Source organism: Neobacillus phoenicis (assembly GCF_047302305.1).
Classification (GTDB): domain Bacteria; phylum Bacillota; class Bacilli; order Bacillales; family Cytobacillaceae; genus Neobacillus.
Window position 1 is genome coordinate 4,422,731 of sequence record NZ_CP154847.1, and the last position, 23,687, is coordinate 4,446,417.

Here is a 23,687-nt window from a genome sequence, read left to right on the forward strand (position 1 = left end):
CTAAACCAGTTATAGTATGTCCAGAAGGAGCTAAGTAACAAAACTGTTATTGATTCCTTTTGGTATAATCAACTAGGATAATGGATTTATTAAAGTTGTTCTTTCATAATGCTATAAATGTCTGCTGCCACTTTTTTGATATCACACAGTTTTTCTCTTACATTCAGAAGGATCACTATTGAAGTTTTATCATCATAATACACATGAATCGACTCCCAGCCTCCAACAACCCCTCTGCTGTAAACTCGGTCATCTGTATGATAAAGGCCAAGGCCATAACTCGATTTTGGCCCTGGTGTTACCATTTCCTTTAAACTTTTGATTGAAATGAGGTTACCGGTCATTAAAGCTTCATCAAACAGACTTACATCAAGTGCAGTAGCGTAAATATCTCCACATCCATAAAGTAAAGACGGATTCAGTTTACTTGCATGTAAAATTCGTTTTGCAATTTTGATATATCCTCTAGAGGAAAATGGATCAGGTTTTCTGGCAGTGATAAAACCTGCGTTGACCATGGAAGCCTTATTAAAAATATTCTTCTTGATATATTCATGCAAAGGTATTCCTGACACTTGTTCGACAATATAGCCCAGGACCATGTAGTTAATATCGTTATAATCCCACTTTGCACCTGGAAGGAATCCCCTCCCTCTATTTCCAGCTCTTTTAATAATTTCCTTAGGACCCTTGTCTCCTACATGCCAAATCGGCGAGCGAATTCCCGAACTATGATTTAACAAATGGATGATTTTTACACCCTTCGGAAGGTTTGGGACATAATTTGATACTGAATCTTGAATCCTCAACTTACCTTTTTCTTGAAGCTGAAGTATACAGACCGCAACCATTGTTTTCGTGATCGAACCAATCGGATACGTAGTAGATGTACTATTTAACTTTCGATTAGAAATGTCTGAATATCCAATTCCTTCATAAAAATACTTCTTATTGTTTTTTACTACCGCAATACTCCCACTTACATTGTTGGATATCAAATATTCTCTTATGTTTTGCTGAATATACTTTTCTTTTGAGTCTGGTATTATTGAATTATTTTTATACTGGGCAGAAGCATTGTTTAAAAGTTTAATGGATTTTTGGGTAAAATGGGCTTCAGAGGTATTGCTGCAGGAAAGTCCGAAGGTTAAAAAATAGATCAGAAGATATTTATACTTCATGGTCAATCCTCATCTGCAAGTATTATTTTAACAGTTGATTTATGGTTTATATTGAGTAAAAAAATAGTAAATTATCCATCGCAAAGTACAAATATCGACGGTTTTTTCTATGAATTTGAGGAAACGGAGAAAAAGGATCTTCTTCTATAAATTGTTCTGGATAGCCCACATCCATAACAGCATCATTTTCAATTTCTGATTGCCTTTTTTCTACTTCTAAAGGCTAGCAATAGAAAAATGTAGTTGGATCCTGAAATAGGTATATAGACCAGAGGAAGAAAGAAGGATTTTACTTTCCTTTTGCATCTCTTAAAATACTTAGAAGGAGGTATAGTTACATGTTCAAAAGAGTGATCATTCTTGTTGTGCTCTCATCTATATTATTAGCTTTAGTATTCATAAGAGATCATAAAGTTGCTCCTATTAATACAAGTACTAAAAGCAATAGTTCTTCTGGGTTAACTACGGTTGAATACAAGATTAGCAATATTAATGGTAATCAATATTATGGAAAAAGTGATGACGGGACAGAAATTCAATTTTCTTCCAAAAAAATCCTTTCTGGTGATAAGATACATGTTCAGGATAAGGTCATATGCTATTTTGAAAAAAATAATTTAGGTAAAGGTTTAGTAAGAGTAGAGAAGTATTAATTTAACAAGGAGCATACTTGTGTGCTTCTCCTCACATAATACGAGGGCAGTTTAAAGGAAAAACTAGTCATAACTGAATGCATTAAATATACGAGAAAAGATATTAGTCATTAAATATATTACGGTGTAAGAAAAATGGGGTTACATGGATGCAAAAGCTAATGAATAGAGGTAAGCAAAAGAAAAATTATATAGTGGCTGAAAATTAATGAAACAACAAAAAAAGGCTAAAACCCTATATATCTCAAGGAGTTTAGCCTTCCATATTATATGACCTGTGAGGGGTTCGAACCTCCGACCTCACCCCTGTCAAGGTTGTAAAGTGAATAAGATTATAATACTTATTATGTTTTAAACAGATGCAATTGGTGGCAACATTCCTTAGGACTTCACTAATAATAAAAAAGAAAGATACATAAAAATCATGAACATTAATAGAGAAAATAAACTAGAAACAAAGATTATGGAATGGTTAGATGGTGTGTAGATGCCCCCTGCAATTTCCATTCTTTTCCTTGTGTATTGTATCGTAGATAATACACAAGTTATAAAACCGATAACACACGCAAAGATTCCAAGAATGATGACTAAGGTACTAATGTAGTGATTGGAACTGATTTTAATTGTAAAATGTAATGAAGTTGTTAAGAAACCTACTCCTGTAATCGATATAGCCGTACGTATCCATGCAAGATACGTTCTTTCATTTGCTAAATGTTGCTGTGCATACTTTACACTTTCTCCTGATGACTCTTCTATTCTATATAAAGCTTTCATTAATGATTAAATCCCCTTCATTTCCTCTGATCGAGCCGAAAGCCACTTATCCCAAACTTCAGCGAATACACCGGTCAATGCTAGTGAAACATGTCCACCTTCAAAAACCTCATAAGTTTTATCCTTACTTGAAACAAGGTCCATCACCGGAAGACTTTGCTTTTCTAATATAATTGTGTCACGTGAGCAAGAGAAGACAAAAAGCGGGCAGTTTATATTCTTTAAATCCACATTCCTACCACCAATCACCAATTCTCCCTTTAAGAGTTTGTTCTCTTGATAGAGATCGTTAAACATCTGTTTGAATGCAGCACCTGCAAACGAAGCAGAGTCATTCGTCCACTTATCCATTCGGCGCCACTTTTCTACATATTTCTCATCATTTGCACGGGTGACGAGATTGATCTTAGAACTTGCAAAACCAGGTGATACCATCCTATATATCAAATGCATAATTTCTGATGGAATGGTTCCATGAGCATCAGCAAAACGGTCAAGACTTAGCTGCCCTTTTTGTAGTGCTTCCAGCAATTTATCAGGAAAGATGCCGATACTAAAATCGATTGGTACGGCCGCAAGGGATAAATTCTTAATTGGCAGTTCCGTTATGGAAGCCAAGATGGCTGCAATGGTTCCACCCAGGCAATAGCCGGCAAGGGATATTTCCTTTGCACCTGAATGTCTTAAAGCTCGTTTAAGGGCGTTCTCCAAATAATCAATGATATAATTATCCAGGGTGATATCAGAATCTTCGAGCCCAGGAGACCCCCAGTCCAATAGGTAGACATCATAGCCGCGCTCGGTTAGTCCGCCTACAACGCTGCTTCCTTCACCGATATCAAGAATGTACGCCTTATTTAACAAGGAGTATACTAGAAATAACGGGATCGCATGTCTTTTTTCCTTTGCAGGATGATACCATAGGGTTGCTTTATTTTTCTTCCAGACAGTCTGTCTCGGTGTAGGTACAATATCTGGTTTTGGCTCGGTCATAATTTTATATAGCTGATTCCACCGTTTCGCTTCTTGTTCTAAGTTTAAGATTGGAAAAAGGTTTGTTCCTACTGCTTTCATTATTATCACTCCTCTCTTCAATGTTATTTAATACCGGTAAGCACTAGATCTTTATCCTGCTTTTTTTCCGATACTTTTTTATGCTTTTCCCGCTCTATTCCGATGAAGCCTCTCTCTATTTCTTTCCGCAATTCCTGAAGGTCGGCATTCATTTTTTGCGTTTTCGCCAGCTCTTGGGCTATCTTCTGGAATTCATTCTTCATTTGCATGACAATATTGACTACTTCTTCAAACATTCCTGAATTTTCTTTAGTAATGGAGCTTACACTATCTTGTAATTTCCAAATTTGTTCTTCTAACAAATCAATTTTTTCTTCTGTCTGAATAGATAGCTTTGCGGCATTAGCGACATCTTTCTTTGTCGGGATATTCATTAGTGCCGCAATTTGCTCTTGGTTTTTTCTAAGTCGCTCTAGGTAAAATGAATAAGTGTTCAGACCTGAACTTGCTGTGCGAACAAATTCTTTGTTGTCTGTTAGGTTATATAATAGGCCAGTTACTTGTTTGTCCCACATTTCACTCAATTGGTTGAATCCAGAAAATAGATCATAGATTTTTTCATTTGACATTTTGTTTCTCCCTTAAATTATGACTTTGAAGGTTCTTCCATTTTTTCCATATATTTATTTAGAGGTAAGAAAAGTTCTTTGAATTGTGTTGTAAACAGATTGACAAATCCTTTTTGAAATTCATATAGAGGATTTCCAACTTGTTTAAGAGTTTTGATATATTGCAATCTTCCTTGTTTCCTAAGATTAATATAATGCTCCATCATTGCTTGGTATTTCTCAAACGCCTGGAAGTTTGCAATGGTTTGGCATGGTGTACTTAAGAGTGACAATACTGTCTTTTGAATTTGATCCATTTGCGCATTCATTTCCTCATAAGACTGAACCGGAAAGAAATGCTGCAAGGTGGTGGTTGACATTAAAAATTCATCTCGTACAGCCTTTTCCCATTCAGTAAATTCCTTTATAAATTGCTCAGCTATTGCTTTTTTACTTCCCTGATTCCGTTGTACACTTTCAGAGAATCGTCTCACCTCTTCTAAAAAGACTTCGTCGCGATGTTCAGCACACTTTACCCATTCATCAAATTCCTGATATGCAAATCTCCAGAGCAGGTCTAGGCTAGAATCCGATGCTTCTTTTTCGCCATCGACAGTGATTTCTTCGTCCTGTTTTTCCTCTAGTAAAGGTTCATTTACAGTTTCAACCGTTTCGTTAACTTCTTGTTTTTTCTTTCGCGTTATTGTTTCTTTAAGATTAGCTTTTTTTTCAGTCATATTAAGCACATCCTCTTTAAAATATAGTAAATATTTTTTATTATTCTGAAATTTCTTTATTTAGTCTAATAGAATTAGAAGTTCACTATCGTTTTTTTATTCTCTTCTGTGACTCGTTGTTTTGGCTTTCCGAACAGAAACATCAATAATGCTGTAATAACCATAGACACAGCGATTCCATAAATGGATGAGCTAAAACCCACTGCTGGATTTGCACTTGAAGATTGAATGAGCTTTCCAAAAATAATAGGTGCAAAAATCCCTGATGATGTCATGATTCCATAATAAGTTCCTGTCATAAGACCTCTCCGCTTTGGATATAAACTAATGATTACTGCCGGATTAAGATTTCCTGCTGTGGCCACTAACGTATACACAATAGATAGGATGATAATGATCGAACCCTTCCCAGTAACAAGGGGATATAACGCGTATATAACGCCTGCTAGAATCAGACTACAGGAAGAAAAAAGAATTCTTGACTTCCGTAAATTTTGAGTTTTTTTGTATATTCGATCTGAAATGATTGCCATTATTAATGCAAAAATCGCCCCTATTAATCCAGAAATAGCAATGATTTTTCCAGCCTGTTGTTCATTGAACCCCTTAACTTTCATTAGATAGGCGGGATTAAAGGTAATTCCAAAGACAATATAAGAAAATCCGATACATGCAGCTAAGGATGTAAAAATAAATATAGGAGATCGTAACGCTTTCCACTTGTCTTTCACATTTGTCTCTAGTTTGTTTTCCTGTTTGCTTCCCTCTTCTTCAAACAAAACATCTGGTTTCAGCCTTCCGAGCCAAAGCCAGCCAATTAACCAGACGAAGCTAATAATGCCAGAAATAAAAAATGTTTGTTTCCACCCAAAATTTGACATCAAAAGAACCACTATTGGGGCTGAAACGGCTATACCCACAACATTGCCAAAATTTAGGATGGATATGGCTAATCCACGTGATTCCGGTCTAAACCATTTACTAATATGACTGGTTGCGGTTGCTTGAAAAGGACCTTCTCCCATACCTAGTAAAACCCTGCTAAATAAAAGTAGTGGAAGGCCTGAAACAAACATCACCATTGATTGCGCAATGGTCCAAATAATCGCCATAACAACCAATAATTTTCCAGTTCCATAACGATCTGATAAAGAAGCCCCTACTATTCCAGCTAATGGGAACAACCAAAAAAAACTGCTTCCAACCATTCCAAATTGAGAGAAAGTTAGATTCAAATCCTTCATAATATGAATTCCGGCTAACCCTGTAATGGATTTATCGGCAAAATTAACAATAGACAAAATAAAAAGTGCAAGTAAAATAACCCATTTCATCCGACCCTTCATTCGTACTCCTACCTCTCATCAAATATTTCTTAATTTTAAATGGCATTTACTTTTATACCTAAGGAGGAAAAGCACCTGCCTTGTCCGCCTTTATGGCGGACAAAGTTGAGTAGGTTCTTTTTGTTTAAACAATCTTTGTTAATTAAGGCGTTACGATATTGGACAATCGGTCAAACTCATCTAAAAGTGATAAAAATTCAATCAATCTTGTTTGATCACCAGAAATGTTTAATTTACCTGCTGCTACTGCTTGTTCTGTTGAAAGCAAGCCGAGTCCAACTCCAATGAATGTTGATCGTTCCAGAGTTAAGGAAACATCCGGGTTAGCGTCTAATTTTCCTTCCTTATAAATCAAAACGGAGTTTTCTAAATAAATAGCATAGCTTTGGTTAATATCTGATAGAGCTACATTCAACGTTATTTTTTTACCTTCTGCCTTTGGTCCGTTTAGTTTTACAGCGATCAGCTTTAAGAAATCCAATATTGGCATGTGGTTGATAATTCCAGAAACATCTAATGGGGCAGGATCTTTATTGATTCCATTCCTTAGTTCGGAAGCACCTACAAGATAAATATTACGCCAATTGGCTGATTCTGCTTGGTATCCTAATTGTTCGTATGCATCTGCCAATAAATTTTTGGCTTCCTTGTTTTCCGGGTCAGCCATTACGACATTTTTTAATACTTGAGCTACCCAGCGGTATTCTCCATTTTCAAAGTCGGCCTTTGCTTTTTCCAAAATAGTATCCGCGCCGCCCATATATTCTACATATTTAAGACCCGTTTCCACTTGTGGTAATGGATCTAAATCTGAGGGATGTGCACTATAAAAGCCTAAGTAAAAATTGTATATTCCCTTTGAATTATGCTTTAACGTACCGTAATATCCACGATTCCCCCAATACTTATCTAATGATTTTGGAAGTTTGATTGTTTCAGCTATTTCCTCCATCGTAAATCCGTGATTGGCTAAACGGACTGTCTGGTCATGCATATATTTATACAAATCGCGTTGCAATTTCAAATGTCCTAAAGCACGATCCTTGCCCCAAACAGGCCATGCATGAATCATGAGCAAGGTATCAATCTCTTCATGTTCAAATAAATCGATGGTTTTATCAAGTGAATTAGCCCAATGCAGGGCATCCCGAGTTTTTGCCCCTCTAACCGTATAAATTTGATGCATCAATTGATTGGCGTTCTCTGATACAAATAATGCTTTGTAATCTCGGATATAAAAATGCATTTCAGCCGGTGCTTCCGTGTTTGGGGTTAATAAGAATTGAAACGTTATTCCATCGATTTCCATCGTTTGGATTTCGTTTTCTATTTCAACCGTAGGAAGCGCAAAACTCATTGTTCCCGAACTCATCGTATTACCTATACCGATCGATACCGAACCTTCCCTGCCATCTGGTATATTTTTACCAAACTGATACTCCGCTCGACGCGCCATTATGGTGCCCAAAAGCACATTTTCACTTAACGCTTCTTCTGTAAAATGTTGAGGAGCGATAATTGGAATTGACGGATTATCCGCATATTTTAGAACGGCTTGGGTACCGCCAAAATGGTCCGCATGACTTTGACTAATAATAATGGCTGAAACAGGCTTTCTTGGACGATGTTTATAATATAATTCCATTGCAGCTTCAGCAGATTCAATACTTCCTGCTGTATCACACACAATAACTCCTTGTTTACCTTCAAAAAAGAAAGTGGTGGCCATGGATTGTCCACGCACTTGATAAATTCCTTCTACCACTTCAAATAAACCAGATATAGCCTGTAATTGGGCATTTCGCCAAAGACTAGGGTTCACTGTCGCTGGTGCAGTGTCGATTAGAAATTCTAACTTATCAATGTCCCAAACGACTTCCCCAGAATGATCTTTTAGGATAGTAGATTCCAAAGGTGCAATAAAACCGCGGTTCGCATCCTCAAAATCCTGTAGATCTTCAAAATTTAGAGATTCGTACACTGCTAGGTTTGCGTTTTTTGTAAATAAAGTAGCGGATTTAGATTGATTTAATAGTTTGCTTATCATGTAAACCTCCAAGGAAGGATTATTGTTTTTTAAATTCACAAAAAAGGAAAACACTTCTGACTTCCTGGCAATAAGTTCAGGTCTCTGACCCTACATTAACAGGAGGTTTTCAAGTGTTTTCCGGATTACAAGATTGCCAATGGTAGTGTTAAGCCTCTATTGCTTTTAACTCGAACACATCATTTATCACTTTGGTGATAATAGGCGCTGGGATCTTGAAGAAAACTCCTGCAGGGTCATGGTGAACAGCCGGCACCAAAAGGTGTAGCTTATCTTCGTTACATTCAAATTCAGCAAAAGTATCAGGTAAATTCACCGCTTTGCGGAGATCTCTTATAAATTGAATAACTTCCTCTAAACATTGCTCAGGTTTATCTGATGGGTTCTCGATACCTAATGCTTGGGCAAACCCAGCGATTCGCGTCAAATAATATTCAGGCAAAGATTCCATAACATTTGGCAAAAGCACAGCATTAGCCAGTCCGTGTGGGATATTAAATTTTGCCCCGATTGCATGTGCCATATTGTGAACCGGAACGGCATTCAGGCATAAGCAGAAAGCAGAAATGGCCATCGAACTTGCCATCAGCATATTCGCTCTTGCTGAAAGATCGTCCCCTTTATGGACCGCAGTCTTCAGATTGTCTACAATCATACGTATCGATTGCAAGGCATAGGCGTCTGTCATAGGATTGGCTTTCGGTGAAAAATAAGCTTCCACTGCATGCGTCAAGGCATCAAATCCTGTAAAGGCAGTGATTTTAGGAGGTAGCCCTACTGTTAAATCAGGATCCAGAATCGCCATGTCCGCATTGATAAACGGATGAAGCAAGTTTGATTTAATTCCGAGCCTTTCATTAAGGATAACGGCTACAGGTGATACTTCCGCTCCTGTTCCCGCCGTTGTCGCAATGGCTACGTGCGGAATTGGGATATATTGAGCCTCCGGCCACCACTCCATCACATTTCCAGTAAGTAGGGAATCACGAATGTCATCTAGACCTTTATGGAGCAACCACTTGATCCCTTTTACTGTATCCAAGACACTGCCGCCGCCAAGTGCAATTAAGGCATCACCATTGCACTCTTTAAAGAAACGTGCACCGCGATTAATTATTCCACCTTTTGCATCCTGTTCGATTTCATCAAACACACCAACAAGCTCCGGCGTTCCTGGCATGAAAGCAAATAATTCTTTAATTTGCTCAGTAATTCCAGCCTGTGTTAACCCTTTATCCGTGTAGAGCACTGCCCGTTTACCGCCAAGCCCTTTAATCATCTCAGGAAGCAAAGTTCTAGATCCCGCCCCGCTATTTACAACTGTTCGAACAGAAAATTGAAAAAATGATGTCGACATACAATCACCTGCTTTTTTAGATTTTTATTAATAAATGAGGCCAGGATTATCCCAAAAGAATTTGGTACCAAGGTCTTTGGCTTACTTCAGGAACGAGTGAGCAGTGGACATGCTTGACTTGAGAATATTCATCCAATGCATGGCGTCCTAATTCCCGGCCAAAACCGCTTTGCTTGTAACCGCCAAATGGCGCATCACTTCGGAGCATGTGCCAATCATTGATCCAAATCGTTCCTGCCTTTAATTCACGGGCGATTTGCATGGCTTTATTCACATCCTTCGACCAAACTCCGCCTGCTAACCCATAAATCGTATCATTCGCAATTTCAATTGCCTCTTCCACTGTGGAGTAACGGATGACTGATAAAACCGGCCCGAAGATTTCTTCTCTAGCAATCTTCATATCATTATGAACATCGGCAAAAATGGTAGGCTCGACATAATATCCGTTTTCAAATCCTTCTACGATCCTGCGTTTTCCACCGCAAACGATTCGTGCCCCTTCTTGAATCCCGGATTCAATATAAGAGAGAACCGTTTCCAATTGCTGCTGTGAAACAAGCGGACCCATTCCTGTTGCGATATCTAAAGGATTTCCAATTGTAATGGTGCTTGCAAGTTCAGCTAATTGTTCAATTACTTGATCATAAATGGAATCATGTACGAGAACTCGAGTGCCTGATTCACAAATTTGTCCAGAGTGGGATAAGAATCCGAATAAAATGCCTGGAATGGTAATACTCAAGTCGGCATCCGGCATTACGATAGCTGGTGATTTACCGCCTAACTCAAGGGTGACGCGTTTTACCGTTCCGGCTGCCATCTGCATAATGCGGCTCCCTACTTCTGTAGAACCAGTAAAAGCCACTTTGTCTACACTTTGATGCGTGACAAGAGCTTCTCCAATGCTGGCTCCAGGACCAGATACCACATTGAATACACCTGCCGGGATTCCTGCTTCAGCTGCCAATTCCGCTAATTTCAAGGTAGATAGCGGCGTATTCGATGCTGGCTTGATTACTATAGAGTTCCCCATTGCCAATGCAGGGGCCAATTTCCACATAGCCAGAATCATTGGAAAATTCCAAGCGGTAATGGCCGCTACAACACCTATCGGTTCCCTCCAAACCTGGTTATTGCTTGGTCCAGGAAATGGTAAATTAGGAAGGGATTCGACATAGGGATACTCTACAGTAAACTTTGCTGTTTGCTGTAAGAGATCGACAATGGATAGGATGTCCATGTTTGAAATGCGTCGAACCGTTGCTCCTGAACTAATAGATTCTAAGTATCCCAATTCTTCTGCATGTTCAATGATTTTGTTGCCAAATTGGACAAGTACGTTAGCACGTTCTTGTGGGGATTTTTTAGACCATACTCCCGAATCAAAAGCCTGTCGAGCTGATAAAACGGCCGCCTCTACATCTTCTTTCCCGGCTTTCGCCACCTTTGCTGCGACTTCACCAGTTGCAGGGTTTACTACCTCAAACGTTTCTCCTCTTAACGCAGGCTTCCACTCCCCGTTTATAAAAAGTGGAAATTCCAATGTTTGCACTGCTGCTTTCATAGCAATTCCTCCTTAGTTCCCTATTAAATTAGTTAACTTCCACTCGTTCAACAAGCAAAGCTCTTTTCAAAATCTTACCTGTGCTGTTCTTAGGTAATTCCTTCATAAATTCCACTTGTTTTGGCAGCTTGTACTTTGCAAGTTTGTCTTGGCAGAAATACAGGATTTCTTCCATCGTGATACCTTCATCATTAGTGACCACAAAAGCCTTCACGATTTCTCCGTATTCTGTATCCGGAATTCCGACCACGGCCGTTTCGACAATGGCTGGGTGTTGGTACAATACCTCTTCGACTTCTCTCGGATAGACATTGTATCCGCCAACAAGGATCATATCTTTCTTACGGTCCACGATATAGATGTACCCTTCTTCATCCATTCGGGCCAAATCACCGGTATAAAACCATCCATCCTTCAATGCTGAAGCTGTAGCTTCCGGCATTCCTAAATACCCCAACATTACATTCGGACCTTTTACAATCAATTCTCCGATTTCTCCTCTTGAAACTTCGATTCCATCCGGATCTACCACTTTGTTCTTTACATCAGGTATATCAATACCAACAGAGCCTGTTTTCCGTGTTCCCCGCAACGGATTAAAGGCTGTTACGGGAGCCGTTTCAGATAGACCATACCCTTCTAAAACGTGAACCTTATATTTTTCTTCGAACCTATGTAATAATTCAACAGGAATCGAAGCCCCCCCTGAAAAACAAGCCCGTATCGATGAAAAATCTTCGGCCTTCGCTCCTGGCACCTGTAACAAAAAGCTAAACATGGTCGGAACTCCGGCAAAAATGGTCGCATTCTCTCTTCTAATTGTGTTAATTACTTCAGTTGGGCTAAATTTAGGAACTATGACAATCGATGCCCCGCAAGCAATCGGAATGTTGATACAAGTCGCGATACAAAAAACATGGAACATAGGAAGAACCGCAATGACCCGATCTTCTTCAGTAAACTCTGTAAGCTGGGACATCGAAGCAGTATTGGATGCCAAATTTCGATGGGAAAGCATGGCACCTTTAGGCCTACCAGTTGTGCCGGAAGTATAAAGAATAACCGCTAAATCTTCCTCTCCAATGGAAGGGCTTTCAAGTTTTTCTATTTGATCATGAATTAGACGCTCCCAAGACCATTCGGACTCGATTGAATCTGTGTAGATAACCATCTTCAAATTTTCAAGTTTCTCTCTTAATGGAGATATTGTCGCTTCTAAAGAAGAATGAGCAATCAAAGCTTTTGCTTGGCTATTCGATAAAATATAAGAAATTTCTCCCGTAGTGTAGGCAGAATTAATCGGAACAACCACAGCACCAGCCCGAAGGATACCATGGTAAGCAATTACAAACTCAGGACAATTACCAAGCATTAGAGCGACTCTATCACCCTTTGTAATTCCTGCAGCAGATAGACCAGATGCAGCAGAATCTACCAATTTATCAAGTTCGGCATACGTTTTACTTTGATTCAGAAATGTATAGGCGGTACGATTTGGAAATCTTGATGCACTGTTCTTTAAATTCTCATTTAAATTCATCCTTTTCCTTTCCTCCTCCTTTTTAAATATTTTTTAGAAAATTAGTAATTGCTTGAATTTATTATATATATAATTTACACTGAAATAAATCAACCAATAATGAAGTATATAGAAGTTGGACTTCTATATTTAAAGGGGAAAACTATGCATATTGAACAATTGGAATACATTGTGAAGGTTGCGGAAACTGGATCTATTTCTATAGCAGCAGAAAACCTGCATGTTTCTCAATCGGGAATCAGTCAATCCATTACTAGATTAGAAGAGGAGTTGGGAGTTAAAATATTTAAACGCCACCGACGACTTGGCGCCGTTCCAACAGAAGAAGGGAAAACTTTAGTTAAAAAGGCATATGAGGTATTAGTGAGACTTCAAGAATTTAAAGAGGAAGCCCAATCTGTTAACACAGTAATATCCGGAAATTTAAAGCTATCCTCGATCCCAGGCTTTATGTTGTTCCTGTTAGAACCTCTAGCTTCTTTTAAAAACGCTTATCCAAATGTAAATATAGAAATCTCAGAAAAGGGCACTCAACATATTATTGAACATGTCGAAAATAACCAGATGGATATTGGCCTAATCACGATTTATGAAGATTTAATAAAAAAAAGAGAAGATTTAATCTTTGAAGTAATACTTGAAGGAAAAATGAAGGTGTACGCCAGCAAATCCTCTCCTTTAGCGTCACAAAAATTTATAACTCCTGAACAATTGATGACTCAAAATGTTATTTTATATAATGGTGATTATGTGAAACGCTTTGCCAATGATTTAATTAGTAAATTCGGGCCCATGAATATTTTATTTACCACGGATAATTCAGAAGTAATAAAAAAAGCGATTTTAGAAGGACTTGGAATTAGCTTCGGGCCAGATTTTTCAAACAAAAATGATCCTTATGTATTAAGCGGCGAAATCGTTCCTATCGAAATCATCAATTACGAACAGGAAAAGATAGGTGTAGGCTGGGTACGCTCGGAGAATAATCATTTTTCTATTAACACAAAAAAGTTTTTAGAGCATTTTAATTTTCATTCCCGAATGCTGACTTACTCACCACGTAATGATTAATATAAAAATTAAATAATTACAGTAAAGGATGCCTTTGATCAAAAGGCATCCTCTTTTTCAATTAAAGCTTTTTTTCAATTCTTCTAATGTTAAATCCTTAGTTTTTTCAACTGGTTTATTGGACGTTGGAATGTATGGATTGATGGACATAAAGTTCTTTTCGATATAGTTGAAGTCAATAATGTCAACGACACCATCTTTGTTAAGATCTTCTTTTAATCTATCACCGGTATTTCCTGCATTATTTGCTACAAGCTTTGCGTCATAAATGTCGATTACGTGATCTCCGTTGACATCTCCAGCAGCAGCCGTATCCGTATAGACATTATAGAAAATACCTTGGACTATTCCATCGATCGTCCTGCTTAAAGTTACTTTTTTGCTGTATTGGAAATGCCCAGGAATATCTACGATTAACGTATATTCATCCTTCGTTGCAGGAATATCCGTTATTGTCATATAACCATTTTCTGAAATATCTGCAGGGTACTTTTTACCTTTTTTATCTACCAGATAAGCTTTTGTCCCAATCTTTGAATAGTCTAAATCATAATTATCTAAATTAACTGCTTCACCATGATAGTAACCTTCGAACCATGAGTGCAGAGAAATGAATTTAAACCTTTCAGCAAATGTTGGTAAAGAAGACTTACTACCAGAGCTTGTTTGATAGGAAGATTCTTGATAATAGAATCCACTTTCTACAAAGTAATTATGGTCATCGACTACTTTTAATGTGATATCCAATAAATCAATATCATCATTAATTGAAACTGGTAATTGTGTTTTTTTGTCTGAAATATCTACAGCAAATGTTGAAATATTAGACCAAGTGTTTTCTGTAATTTGTGGCTTTGCAACGTGAATTGTCCAATTATTTTTCTTTGCAAGATCCTCTAGCTGTTTAGATGGCTTAACGTCTACAACTTTATAGAAATCAGGGACATCGATTGTTACAGAAGCACTTGTTAAATCTAAAGCGTTTTGAACAGTAAATGTATTTACAAACTCCGATCCAAGACTTACACCTTTTGTATTGTTTTTTATTAAGGAATAATTACTTCCTTTATTTATAAAAGTAAAGTCTGGGAAAGTCGGATTTCCTGCTGTAGCGTAATCATAAGTATAGATAGCTACATTTGTTGGATAGTTTGTATATTCTTCTGGTAGGACACCAAATTTAAATTCACCATTTGCATTTGGGAAAAATTCAGCTGTTGGCCAATAAGAATCTTGATAAGCATACGCGGTATTTGCCTCTTGAGTGATGTCATGACCTCTACTTTTTAAATAATCAATCGTATCGTCATACAATTTTCCATGCACCCAATATGCTGTATAATCTTGTCCATCATAACTTTCAGTTGTTAAATCTGAACTAGAAAGTTCATGGATCCCTGTTTTCTTATCAAATTCCAGTGTTGGAGCTGTATTATCGATCACCATGTCATTATCAATCTTATATGTTTTACCATCTTCCCCTGTGCCAATATAAGAAACAATGTATTTACCTTCTTTAAGTGATTCATATTCTAGTGCTAACGGTTTATTCGGATCACCCGTAAAATGCTTTACTTCACCTGAAAATCCGAAGAAAATTAAGTAATCCGTATCAACTGACGCATTTTCTAAATTAAATGTGCCATAAAACCCAATTGGTTTTCCTTCAAGATCGCTAACCACGACATCAATCGTTTTCATATGACTATTTAACTTGAAACTGACTGGTGTAAACGGCTCGATGTATGGATGATAGTTACTTAGGTCATTCGTTATAGCATGTTTAAAAAATTCTAATTTTTCGAATCCAGGTTTAGCATAACGAACATGGAAAGGAATTTGATATTCTGCAGTTTTGGACTCATTTTCAATATAAATATATCCCTCATATATACCAAATTCTGCATTAGCTGGAATTGATATTTCTGCATTTAGATTTTTACTCTCATTTCCATTCACTTCAATCGTGGATGGTAGTTGAAGCGTCACACCGCTCTTTGCAGCATCCTTTGAGACACCATCAATTGTTAAAAATTCAACTCTAGTATGATATGTTTCTAGTTCACTACTTAAATTCTTAATAGAAATCGAGGTTGCTCTATTTTGCGTCTCACTGGATTGTGCAATACTACCAAAAGGTATAGATCCTGAAATGTCATCGATTTCTATTTTTAAACCATTTTCATCTAAGGAAGTCGTCTTATTTTGTACTTCCAATAACGTTGTATTGTGTACTGCCTCATAAGCATCTACACGTCCTGCTCCAACTTCATTCACATTGTACGTACGCCCATTTAAAGGGTCTGCCGTATTCATAAGCGCCGCTTTTACATCTGCCACTGTATAATTTGGATGTGATTGTAATAATAAGGCTGCAATTCCAGCTACATGTGGAGTGGCCATAGATGTACCACTCATACTTGCATAACTACTGGAATAATCAATACCATCTTCTGGGCTATTAATATATTCTGGAACTGTAGAGAAAGTAGACACCCCAGGTGCTACCACATCTGGCTTAATATCAAAGTTATTATTTACTGGTCCACGTGAGCTAAAATCGGCTAACACATCACCAGAGGTCATATTTGAATGTAAATCTGATATTTTAAGTTTAGTAGTTGGATCCGCTTTTAATTTATCTGAAAGTTTTACTCCATCACCTTGTAACATTTTAAATGTTGGGACATAGCCATGATTTTCACCCAAGAAATATGGAATTTCTCCATCCTCATTATTGTATATCAATACAGCTACAGCACCTTTATCATGAGCTCGTCGAATTTTTTCATCAAATGAAATAGTACCACGAGAAATTAATGCCACTTTCCCATTAATGTCTTTGTCAGTATAATCCTCTTCTGTACCAATTCCTACTTCAACAACATCATACTCTTTATCAATTAATTGTAGATAATCGTTACCAAGGCCATGCCCCATTAAAGTATTTTGAACAGAGATATCTGCTAAAATTGCTTTAACGGTTGGAATATCAGTCGGGACATCACTAGCACCCACAGTGATTGCTAGTGGAGAAGCACCTGGTGAACCTAACGAACCAGGATTTGGCCCTGCATTTCCTCCAGCTATAACTGGTATGACCCCTTTTAATGCTGCATTGTTGATGGCTACAGATGTAGCGTCTAAGGAATGATTATTACCATTACCTAATGATAGATTAATCACGTCCATTCCATCTTCTACCGCTCTTTCTATACCTGCTATAACGGATGAATCATATCCTGATCCATATTCTCCTAATACTCGATATGCATACAAGTCAACATTCGGAGCTACACCAGTCATGGCATATTCAACATCATTTTTAGGGTTAGATGCGATTGTTCCAGCAACATGAGTTCCGTGTTCTGTATAGTATGAACTACCATCTATCGTTTCAGGTTGACCAGATGCAAGCCACTCGGCTCTAGTTGTTTCCATTGGATCAGAATCATTAGAGACACAATCATAGCCGCCTTTATAAACATCTTTTAAATCAGGGTGATTATAGTCAATCCCTGTATCAAGTACCCCAACTTTTATCCCTTGTCCTTTTAAGCCCTCATTATGTAAACGATCAACTCCTATATGAGGGAGCGCTGGTGGAATTACTTTTCCAGTTGTTGGTTCTTGAGTAGTAGTCGATTCATTTATCGGTAAACTAACGACATTGTCTTTCCAAATCCTTTTAACTACACCAGTCTCAAGCAATGTATTAATTTCATTTGTAGGAATCGTCATAGCCATTCCATTAAATATGTTCTGATAAGTTTGTTTAATTTGGTATTTAATTGAATTTTCTTTTATATTTTTGTTTAACTCTTCCTTCTTCTTAAAAATTTCAGTTAATCGTTGTTTGAAATATTCTTGTTCCCCTTTTATCTTTTCTGCTTTATTTTTAGATGTAGCTTTTGTTTTTGATTGCTGAGCATTTTCGACCGGAGCTGTTTTGAACTCAACAATGACATTTGCGGTTTTATCTTTAAGTGACAATAAACTTGGATCAATAATGAACCCTTCTTGTGGGGTTAATCGTTTTATGGATTGTCGTTGCTCTTCTGATAGTCCTTTTAAAATCGATTCAACAGAATTTGATATAGCATACGTTTTTTGCTGAGGCATTAAATAAGAGGTTAATAAAGTTGAAGCCAATACACTTGTAGCGATAACATTAAAGAACTTATTTTTTCTAGTTTTCATGCGCCAAGCTCCTTTTAATTAATCTAGTAATTCCGATAATCTTTTTAATCTACGAATATACGAACAAAAAATACCAAAATTCATCTCATTCCTCCTTAAATAAAAATAGTGTAAAATAAAAGAAAGAATAATTAGAAAACTATTCTTCCTCATTATATTGGAGCTTTCTAGGTCAGTAAATTGGGGGAATTGTTATAGAAACAATACTATTAAGTACATCTGATCCCACTATTATTTTCATCAATTTTGTCGAATTACGAAGAAATAGCAGGTATATTGTATAATATAATCTAATTGATCAAGTAAAAAACGATAAATATTAAACTATGAGATCGTTCATCTTTTAGCTACTTGGGGGAATCATGCTTTACGATTAAACCGAATATTTTTAAGATTCTTTTAAAGGAGAAAAAGGATATGCTTGAGGGGAAAATCATAAGGTTTTATCGTGAGAAATATCAGATGACACAGGAACAATTAGGTAAAGGGATATGCTCTGGTACTCATATCAGCAAAATAGAGCGGTTACAAACAGAATATGCCCCGGAAATCCTCACCCTTTTGTCTGAGCGCCTTGGAATAAATATGGATAGTGAAGTCATGAAACTTAATAATATAAAACAACGCTTAGATTATTGGCACGATGTCATCGTTAAGCAACTATTTGACGAAATGGAACAGATTTATCTTGAACTGAAACAGGAAGACTTAATCCAAATCTCAAATTACATAAATTTTTATAAGTTACTTTGTGTTCGGTTTTTACTAATGAATCAATTAACAAATGAAGCATACGGCATAATCAAGGATATTCAAGAGAATGAACAAAAATTATCGACTTATGAATCGAATCTTTATAAACATGTTTTAGGAATCTATTATATAGCTAAACATGAATTTAATAAGGCACTTCAATCTCTTAAAGCCATCAAAGAAGAGGATTATCATAACCAAGAATATTATTATCATTTAGCTGCAGCATATCATTTCAATGAGTTACCAGTTATGGCCTATTTTTATGCCGACAAAGCCCGTCAATTTTTCAAATCTATCAACACCTATCTGCGAGTGATTGATGCTGAAATGCTCATGCTTATTCAAGTAAAAGATGATGGAGATTTTAATGATACAATCAAGGGCTTTAAAAACTTAATTCAGAGCTGCGATTCCTGTTATGCCCCTGATCGAAAAGCAAAAGTTTTACATAACTTAGCCTTTGAATATTATCGTAGAATGAATTACAAATTAGCAAGTAACTATTATTATGAGTCCATGATGTTAAAGGATAAAGAATCCAGTCCTTTTTTACTATCATTAGAGGGGTATATTCGCAGTTCATTTGACGGAAGCTTACTTTCAAAAAACGAATTATTTCTACTTGTTGAAGAAGGACTTCATACAGCAAAAAAAATTAATGATAAACTTTATATCAATTTATTTACCTTACTTTGTTACTTAATTCAAAATAATAAACAAGAGTACCATCAATATTTGTTTGATAACTCCTTGCCCATGTTTGAAGAATATGGTTTTGTGTATTTAATCAAGCGATCAAAAAAAGAATTATACAATTATTATTTTAAAATAAAGCAAACAAGAAATGCTCTAAAAATTGCCGATTCAATCATCAATAATTAAACATGAAAGGCATGTAAAAAAGATGCAGACCATCCCTAAAAGGTGATATCTGCTTCTTTTTTTACATTCAAAATTTATTAATATAATTGTTCCATGCCAATTAGTCTAAAGCTTCTTTGATTTTAATCAAAAGGCGTCTGGTTAGTACAAAAAGTTTGTTTTTTAAAGTGAAATTTTCAAAGGATAATATATGTTAATTTGCATAAAATTCCCCCTTCTACACATACTGATAAAAAATTAATTGAGGGATTACGATGAAGTTAAATAAAGGTGAAAAAGAACATACAGCAGGCTCTAATCAAAATTTGCTTGAACGATTATCCAAATCGAATGATTTCGTTCATGAGCATACTTCCTTCAGAGAAGAAGAGCCTTTTTGGATTTCGTATTATCGCACCCTCATTTCATCAGACATCTTACATAAAGATGTTCTGCCCTATTTACAGGAAAAGCTATCACTCGAACAATTAAAAAGTAAAATCCCTGTTCAAGAGATTATTATTTCTAACGATGCAGATGAAATCATCCAAAGCATTATGCATGGATCTTTAGCTATTCAAATTCATCAATTTGATGAAGAATGTTTATTAATTAATATTGCAAACACCAAATTTCGCGATGTAAGCGTTCCAATGATGGAATCATCAGCAGTTGGCCCGCAGGTTGGATTTATTGAAGAATTAGACACAAATATTAATCTTATCCGGAAAAGATTGCCCGTTCCGGAACTGCTCGTAAAGGAAATGAAGGTTGGAAAACTTTCCAAAACAAAAGTAGCAGTACTTTACATGGATGGAATTGCTGATCCAGAGAATGTAAACACAGTCGTCCAAAGAATAAAAGACATTCAATATGATCATATTCAAGACAGCTCATATATCGCGTCAATGATTGAGGACAATTCTAATTCTTTGTTTCCTCAATCGATTTCAACGGAAAGATCTGATCGTGTGGCTGCCGGATTGACTGAAGGAAAAATTATCATTGCAGTGGATGGCTCACCAAATCTCATCATTCTTCCCGTAACCTTTGTAGAATCTTTTATCGCAATGGAAGATTATAGTTATTCCTGGATTATTGGAAATTTCTTTCGTTTATTACGATTTACTGCTTTTTTTATTTCGACGTTCGTAAGCCCGATGTATGTAGCCATCATGACTTATCATTATGAATTGATACCGGCAAAGTTATTAGATACGCTTGTTGGCTCACGGTCTGCCGTCCCCTTTCCTCCATTCTTAGAGGCGCTTTTCTTAGAATTAATGATTGAAATGGTAAAAGAGGCAGGTATCCGGTTACCATTTAAAATTGGACAATCCCTTGGTGTTGTTGGTGGTATTGTGATCGGGCAGGCTGTTGTGGAAGCAGGATTAACAAGCAATGTTTTACTAATTTTAGTAGGATTAGGTACATTAGCTTCATACACCTCTCCTGTATATAAATTCAGTAATACCATTCGCTTTATTAAGTTTCCAGTTATTTTTCTTGCCCAATGGTTTGGTTTAGTTGGGGTATTTTTTTGTTATCATTTCACAACTGTCCATTTACTGCGGTTAACTTCGCTGGGACGTCCCTATATAGGAGAGTATCCATTACGAAAAACTTCGATTCAAGATTTATGGGTAAGGCTGCCTTTTTCCATGCAAAAAGATAACCCAATAAACTTGAGACCACAAAAGAAGAGAAAGTCCACTGGTACGGGAAAGAATTCAGAGCCATTGAACGATTTTTATGAATAAAGCGTAAAGGAGAATTCAAATTGCAAGCTAATATAAGGCATCAAGTTTCTCCTTATTTGATCTTCTTTATTATCTACAATTCACAAGTCGGGGTTGGCATTTTAGCATTCCAAAGAATCATTGCAGCGAAAGCGGGATACGATGCGTGGATCGGTGTATTAGCGGCAGGGTGTATAGTTCAAATTTTTATATGGATTATGTATAAACTGCTAGGAAAAGCCAATGGAGATATAATTGATGTTCATACAAATATTTTTGGAAATGGTCTAGGCAAATTTTTTAGCTTTATCATCATGCTTTATTACTGGTTAGCAAGCGTGTCAGTTTTACTGAGCTTCATAAAGATTATTCAAGTTTGGATGTTTCCTACTATACCATCGTGGGTGCTTTCTTTATTAATTCTAATATTAACGTATTACTGTATTTCTGGTGGATTCCGAGTTGTGGTCGGTATATCATTTATATCGTTCATTTTTCCGCAAGTATTGTTAATCGCCCTTTATATTTTCCCATTAAAAATTGCTCATTTTTCAAATTTGCTGCCTATAATGAATCATTCCTTTATGGAAATAGTGGATTCCATCAAAAGCTCGATGTATACATTAGCGGGATCTGAAACGTTATTGATGTACTATCCATTTATAAGGGATCCTAATGCTTCGAAAAAATTTGCGCATTTAGGTGAACTATTTACTACTTTACTATATACTATTTCTGCCATTGTTTCCTTTACCTATTATAGTGAAGATCAATTAAAAACGACGATTTGGCCTGAACTGACTCTGACTAAAATAATAAATCTTTCATTTTTGGAGCGATTTGAATACTTATATATATCCATGTATTTGATTATCGTTTCTTCATTAATCACTATTTTATTATGGTGCTCCAGCAGAGGATTTAAGAAGATATTTAATAAAAAACAAAAGTATATATTACTCATACTTAGTCTATTAAGTACAATCATGTGTCAACTAACAAATGATTCCTTTTTAGAGATTCTTGATAAATATGTCACTAAAATGAACTTATGGATATTTTACGGCTATATACCTATCCTTCTACTTGTTTTTACCTTTCTAAAAAGGGGTAATCAAAATGGTTAGAGTGTATACGGTTTGGTTGATACTTATTTTATTCTTATCAGGTTGTACTTTTCTACCTACAAACATTGTCAATGAAATCGATATGTCACAGGGGGTAGGGTATGATCTGGCAGGAAAAAAGGACCTAAAGGGAACGATTGTATTTCCCATTTTTAAAAGAGACAAAACTTCTTCTACAGAAGTTAGAACAGCTATAGGGAAATCCAGTAAAGAGATTCGTACGATCTTAAATAACGAAACTCGATATCCTTTGGTAAGTGGTCAGGTACGGATAGCTCTTTATGGAAAAAGACTGGCAGAAAAAGGGATTAATGATTTTGTAGATACCCTACAGCGTGATCCGTCTATTGGGAGCCTTGTTCAAATGGCAATTGTTGACGGTGATTCTAATGAATTATTTAAAATGAAGAAATATAAAAACGAGAATGTTTCCATTCATGTCCATGACCTTCTGGAACATAATATGGAATTTGGGCTACTGCCTCGAACTAATTTACATACCTTTTTATTTCAACAATTTCAAATAGGACAGGATCCTTATTTACCATTAATTAAAAAGGAAAAAGATAACATTAGGATCACTGGCATGGCACTTTTTAAATATGATCAATATGTTACATCTATTCCAATGGAAGATCTTTTCATATTTAAGACTTTAGTTGAAAAAAGCAGGAATACTATACACCAATTTATTCTAGAAAATAATGATAAGGTCGTTCTTGAAACTCTCGGTTCAAAGGTTAACTATAAAGTAAAAATTGTCCAAGGTAGACCAGAATTTACGATTCATCTCAAAATGAGACCAAGACTTCAAGAATTCGCTCCTTCAAAGAAACAAAGGATGACTGTTGATAAAAAAAAGATTCAAAAACAGGTTGAAAAGATTTTAGAAAAAAATGCGCTAAAACTCGTCACCCAATTTCAGAAAAATCATGTAGACCCGTTAGGTTTAGGAGCAAAATATAAGGAACATTTTCGTGGATTTAATGAAAAAAAATGGCAAATGTATTATCCCAACGTAAAAGTTCATGTAAATGCAGATGTAGAAATTCGCCAAACAGGAATTATTGATTAACGCTGCCATAAAAATGACCCATCCATCGAGG

Annotated in this window: 17 protein-coding genes; 6 read left to right on the top strand and 11 right to left on the bottom strand. The window is 36.4% G+C overall.

Annotated features, from left to right (window positions below; genetic code table 11):
• Positions 1–89: 89 nt before the first annotated feature.
• Positions 90–1,181, bottom strand: coding sequence for a serine hydrolase domain-containing protein (locus AA0X95_RS22670; RefSeq protein WP_413301855.1), 1,092 nt, complete (start codon positions 1,179–1,181; stop codon positions 90–92).
• A 338-nt stretch (positions 1,182–1,519) separates the two neighbouring features.
• Here AA0X95_RS22670 and AA0X95_RS22675 point away from each other — a divergent pair, with 338 nt between their 5' ends.
• On the top strand, positions 1,520–1,834 hold the full coding sequence (locus tag AA0X95_RS22675; RefSeq protein WP_413301857.1) for a hypothetical protein: 315 nt from the start codon (positions 1,520–1,522) through the stop codon (positions 1,832–1,834).
• Positions 1,835–2,215: 381 nt separating this feature from the next.
• Here the strand turns inward: AA0X95_RS22675 and AA0X95_RS22680 are convergent, their stop codons facing one another.
• The 9 genes from AA0X95_RS22680 to AA0X95_RS22720 all read right to left on the bottom strand — a co-directional run bounded on the left by AA0X95_RS22680 (position 2,216) and on the right by AA0X95_RS22720 (position 12,827).
• Positions 2,216–2,611 (bottom strand): YidH family protein, encoded by a 396-nt coding sequence (locus AA0X95_RS22680; protein ID WP_413301860.1) that lies wholly within the window; start codon positions 2,609–2,611, stop codon positions 2,216–2,218.
• Positions 2,612–2,617: 6 nt separating this feature from the next.
• The gene (locus tag AA0X95_RS22685) at positions 2,618–3,685 is read right to left on the bottom strand and encodes an alpha/beta fold hydrolase (protein WP_413301863.1); all 1,068 of its coding nucleotides are present in this window, start codon (positions 3,683–3,685) and stop codon (positions 2,618–2,620) included.
• Positions 3,686–3,708: 23 nt separating this feature from the next.
• Entirely contained in the window at positions 3,709–4,254 is a 546-nt protein-coding gene (locus AA0X95_RS22690) for a polyhydroxyalkanoate biosynthesis repressor PhaR (protein WP_413301866.1), read from the bottom strand.
• Between the two features lie 17 nt (positions 4,255–4,271).
• Positions 4,272–4,970: a hypothetical protein gene (locus AA0X95_RS22695; protein ID WP_413301869.1), complete on the bottom strand. Its 699-nt coding sequence runs from the start codon at positions 4,968–4,970 to the stop codon at positions 4,272–4,274.
• A 74-nt stretch (positions 4,971–5,044) separates the two neighbouring features.
• Positions 5,045–6,316 (bottom strand): MFS transporter, encoded by a 1,272-nt coding sequence (locus AA0X95_RS22700; RefSeq protein ID WP_413301872.1) that lies wholly within the window; start codon positions 6,314–6,316, stop codon positions 5,045–5,047.
• Between the two features lie 142 nt (positions 6,317–6,458).
• A complete protein-coding gene (locus AA0X95_RS22705; protein WP_413301874.1) occupies positions 6,459–8,363 on the bottom strand; it encodes an alkyl/aryl-sulfatase in 1,905 nt (634 codons plus the stop codon).
• A 148-nt stretch (positions 8,364–8,511) separates the two neighbouring features.
• Entirely contained in the window at positions 8,512–9,720 is a 1,209-nt protein-coding gene (locus AA0X95_RS22710) for an iron-containing alcohol dehydrogenase (RefSeq protein WP_413301877.1), read from the bottom strand.
• 46 nt (positions 9,721–9,766) lie between these two features.
• On the bottom strand, positions 9,767–11,287 hold the full coding sequence (locus tag AA0X95_RS22715; protein WP_413301879.1) for an aldehyde dehydrogenase family protein: 1,521 nt from the start codon (positions 11,285–11,287) through the stop codon (positions 9,767–9,769).
• Between the two features lie 28 nt (positions 11,288–11,315).
• The gene (locus AA0X95_RS22720; protein ID WP_413301882.1) at positions 11,316–12,827 is read right to left on the bottom strand and encodes a long-chain-fatty-acid--CoA ligase; all 1,512 of its coding nucleotides are present in this window, start codon (positions 12,825–12,827) and stop codon (positions 11,316–11,318) included.
• Between the two features lie 144 nt (positions 12,828–12,971).
• Here AA0X95_RS22720 and AA0X95_RS22725 point away from each other — a divergent pair, with 144 nt between their 5' ends.
• Positions 12,972–13,898 carry a LysR family transcriptional regulator gene (locus tag AA0X95_RS22725; RefSeq protein ID WP_413301885.1) on the top strand — a complete coding sequence of 309 codons (927 nt, stop codon included), beginning with the start codon at positions 12,972–12,974 and terminating at the stop codon, positions 13,896–13,898.
• A 57-nt stretch (positions 13,899–13,955) separates the two neighbouring features.
• Here the strand turns inward: AA0X95_RS22725 and AA0X95_RS22730 are convergent, their stop codons facing one another.
• Complete coding sequence (locus AA0X95_RS22730) at positions 13,956–18,098, bottom strand: S8 family serine peptidase (protein WP_413301887.1); 4,143 nt, start codon at positions 18,096–18,098, stop codon at positions 13,956–13,958.
• A gap of 417 nt (positions 18,099–18,515) precedes the next feature.
• Between AA0X95_RS22730 and AA0X95_RS22735 the strand changes: the two genes are divergently transcribed.
• From AA0X95_RS22735 to AA0X95_RS22750, 4 genes are all read left to right on the top strand, one after another.
• Complete coding sequence (locus AA0X95_RS22735) at positions 18,516–19,736, top strand: helix-turn-helix domain-containing protein (RefSeq protein WP_413301890.1); 1,221 nt, start codon at positions 18,516–18,518, stop codon at positions 19,734–19,736.
• 254 nt (positions 19,737–19,990) lie between these two features.
• Positions 19,991–21,475, top strand: coding sequence for a spore germination protein (locus AA0X95_RS22740; protein ID WP_413301892.1), 1,485 nt, complete (start codon positions 19,991–19,993; stop codon positions 21,473–21,475).
• Positions 21,476–21,495: 20 nt separating this feature from the next.
• Positions 21,496–22,581, top strand: coding sequence for a GerAB/ArcD/ProY family transporter (locus AA0X95_RS22745; RefSeq protein WP_413301895.1), 1,086 nt, complete (start codon positions 21,496–21,498; stop codon positions 22,579–22,581).
• A complete protein-coding gene (locus AA0X95_RS22750; protein ID WP_413301898.1) occupies positions 22,574–23,656 on the top strand; it encodes a Ger(x)C family spore germination protein in 1,083 nt (360 codons plus the stop codon). Before AA0X95_RS22745 ends, AA0X95_RS22750 begins: the two co-directional genes overlap by 8 nt.
• The last annotated feature ends 31 nt before the right edge of the window (positions 23,657–23,687 follow it).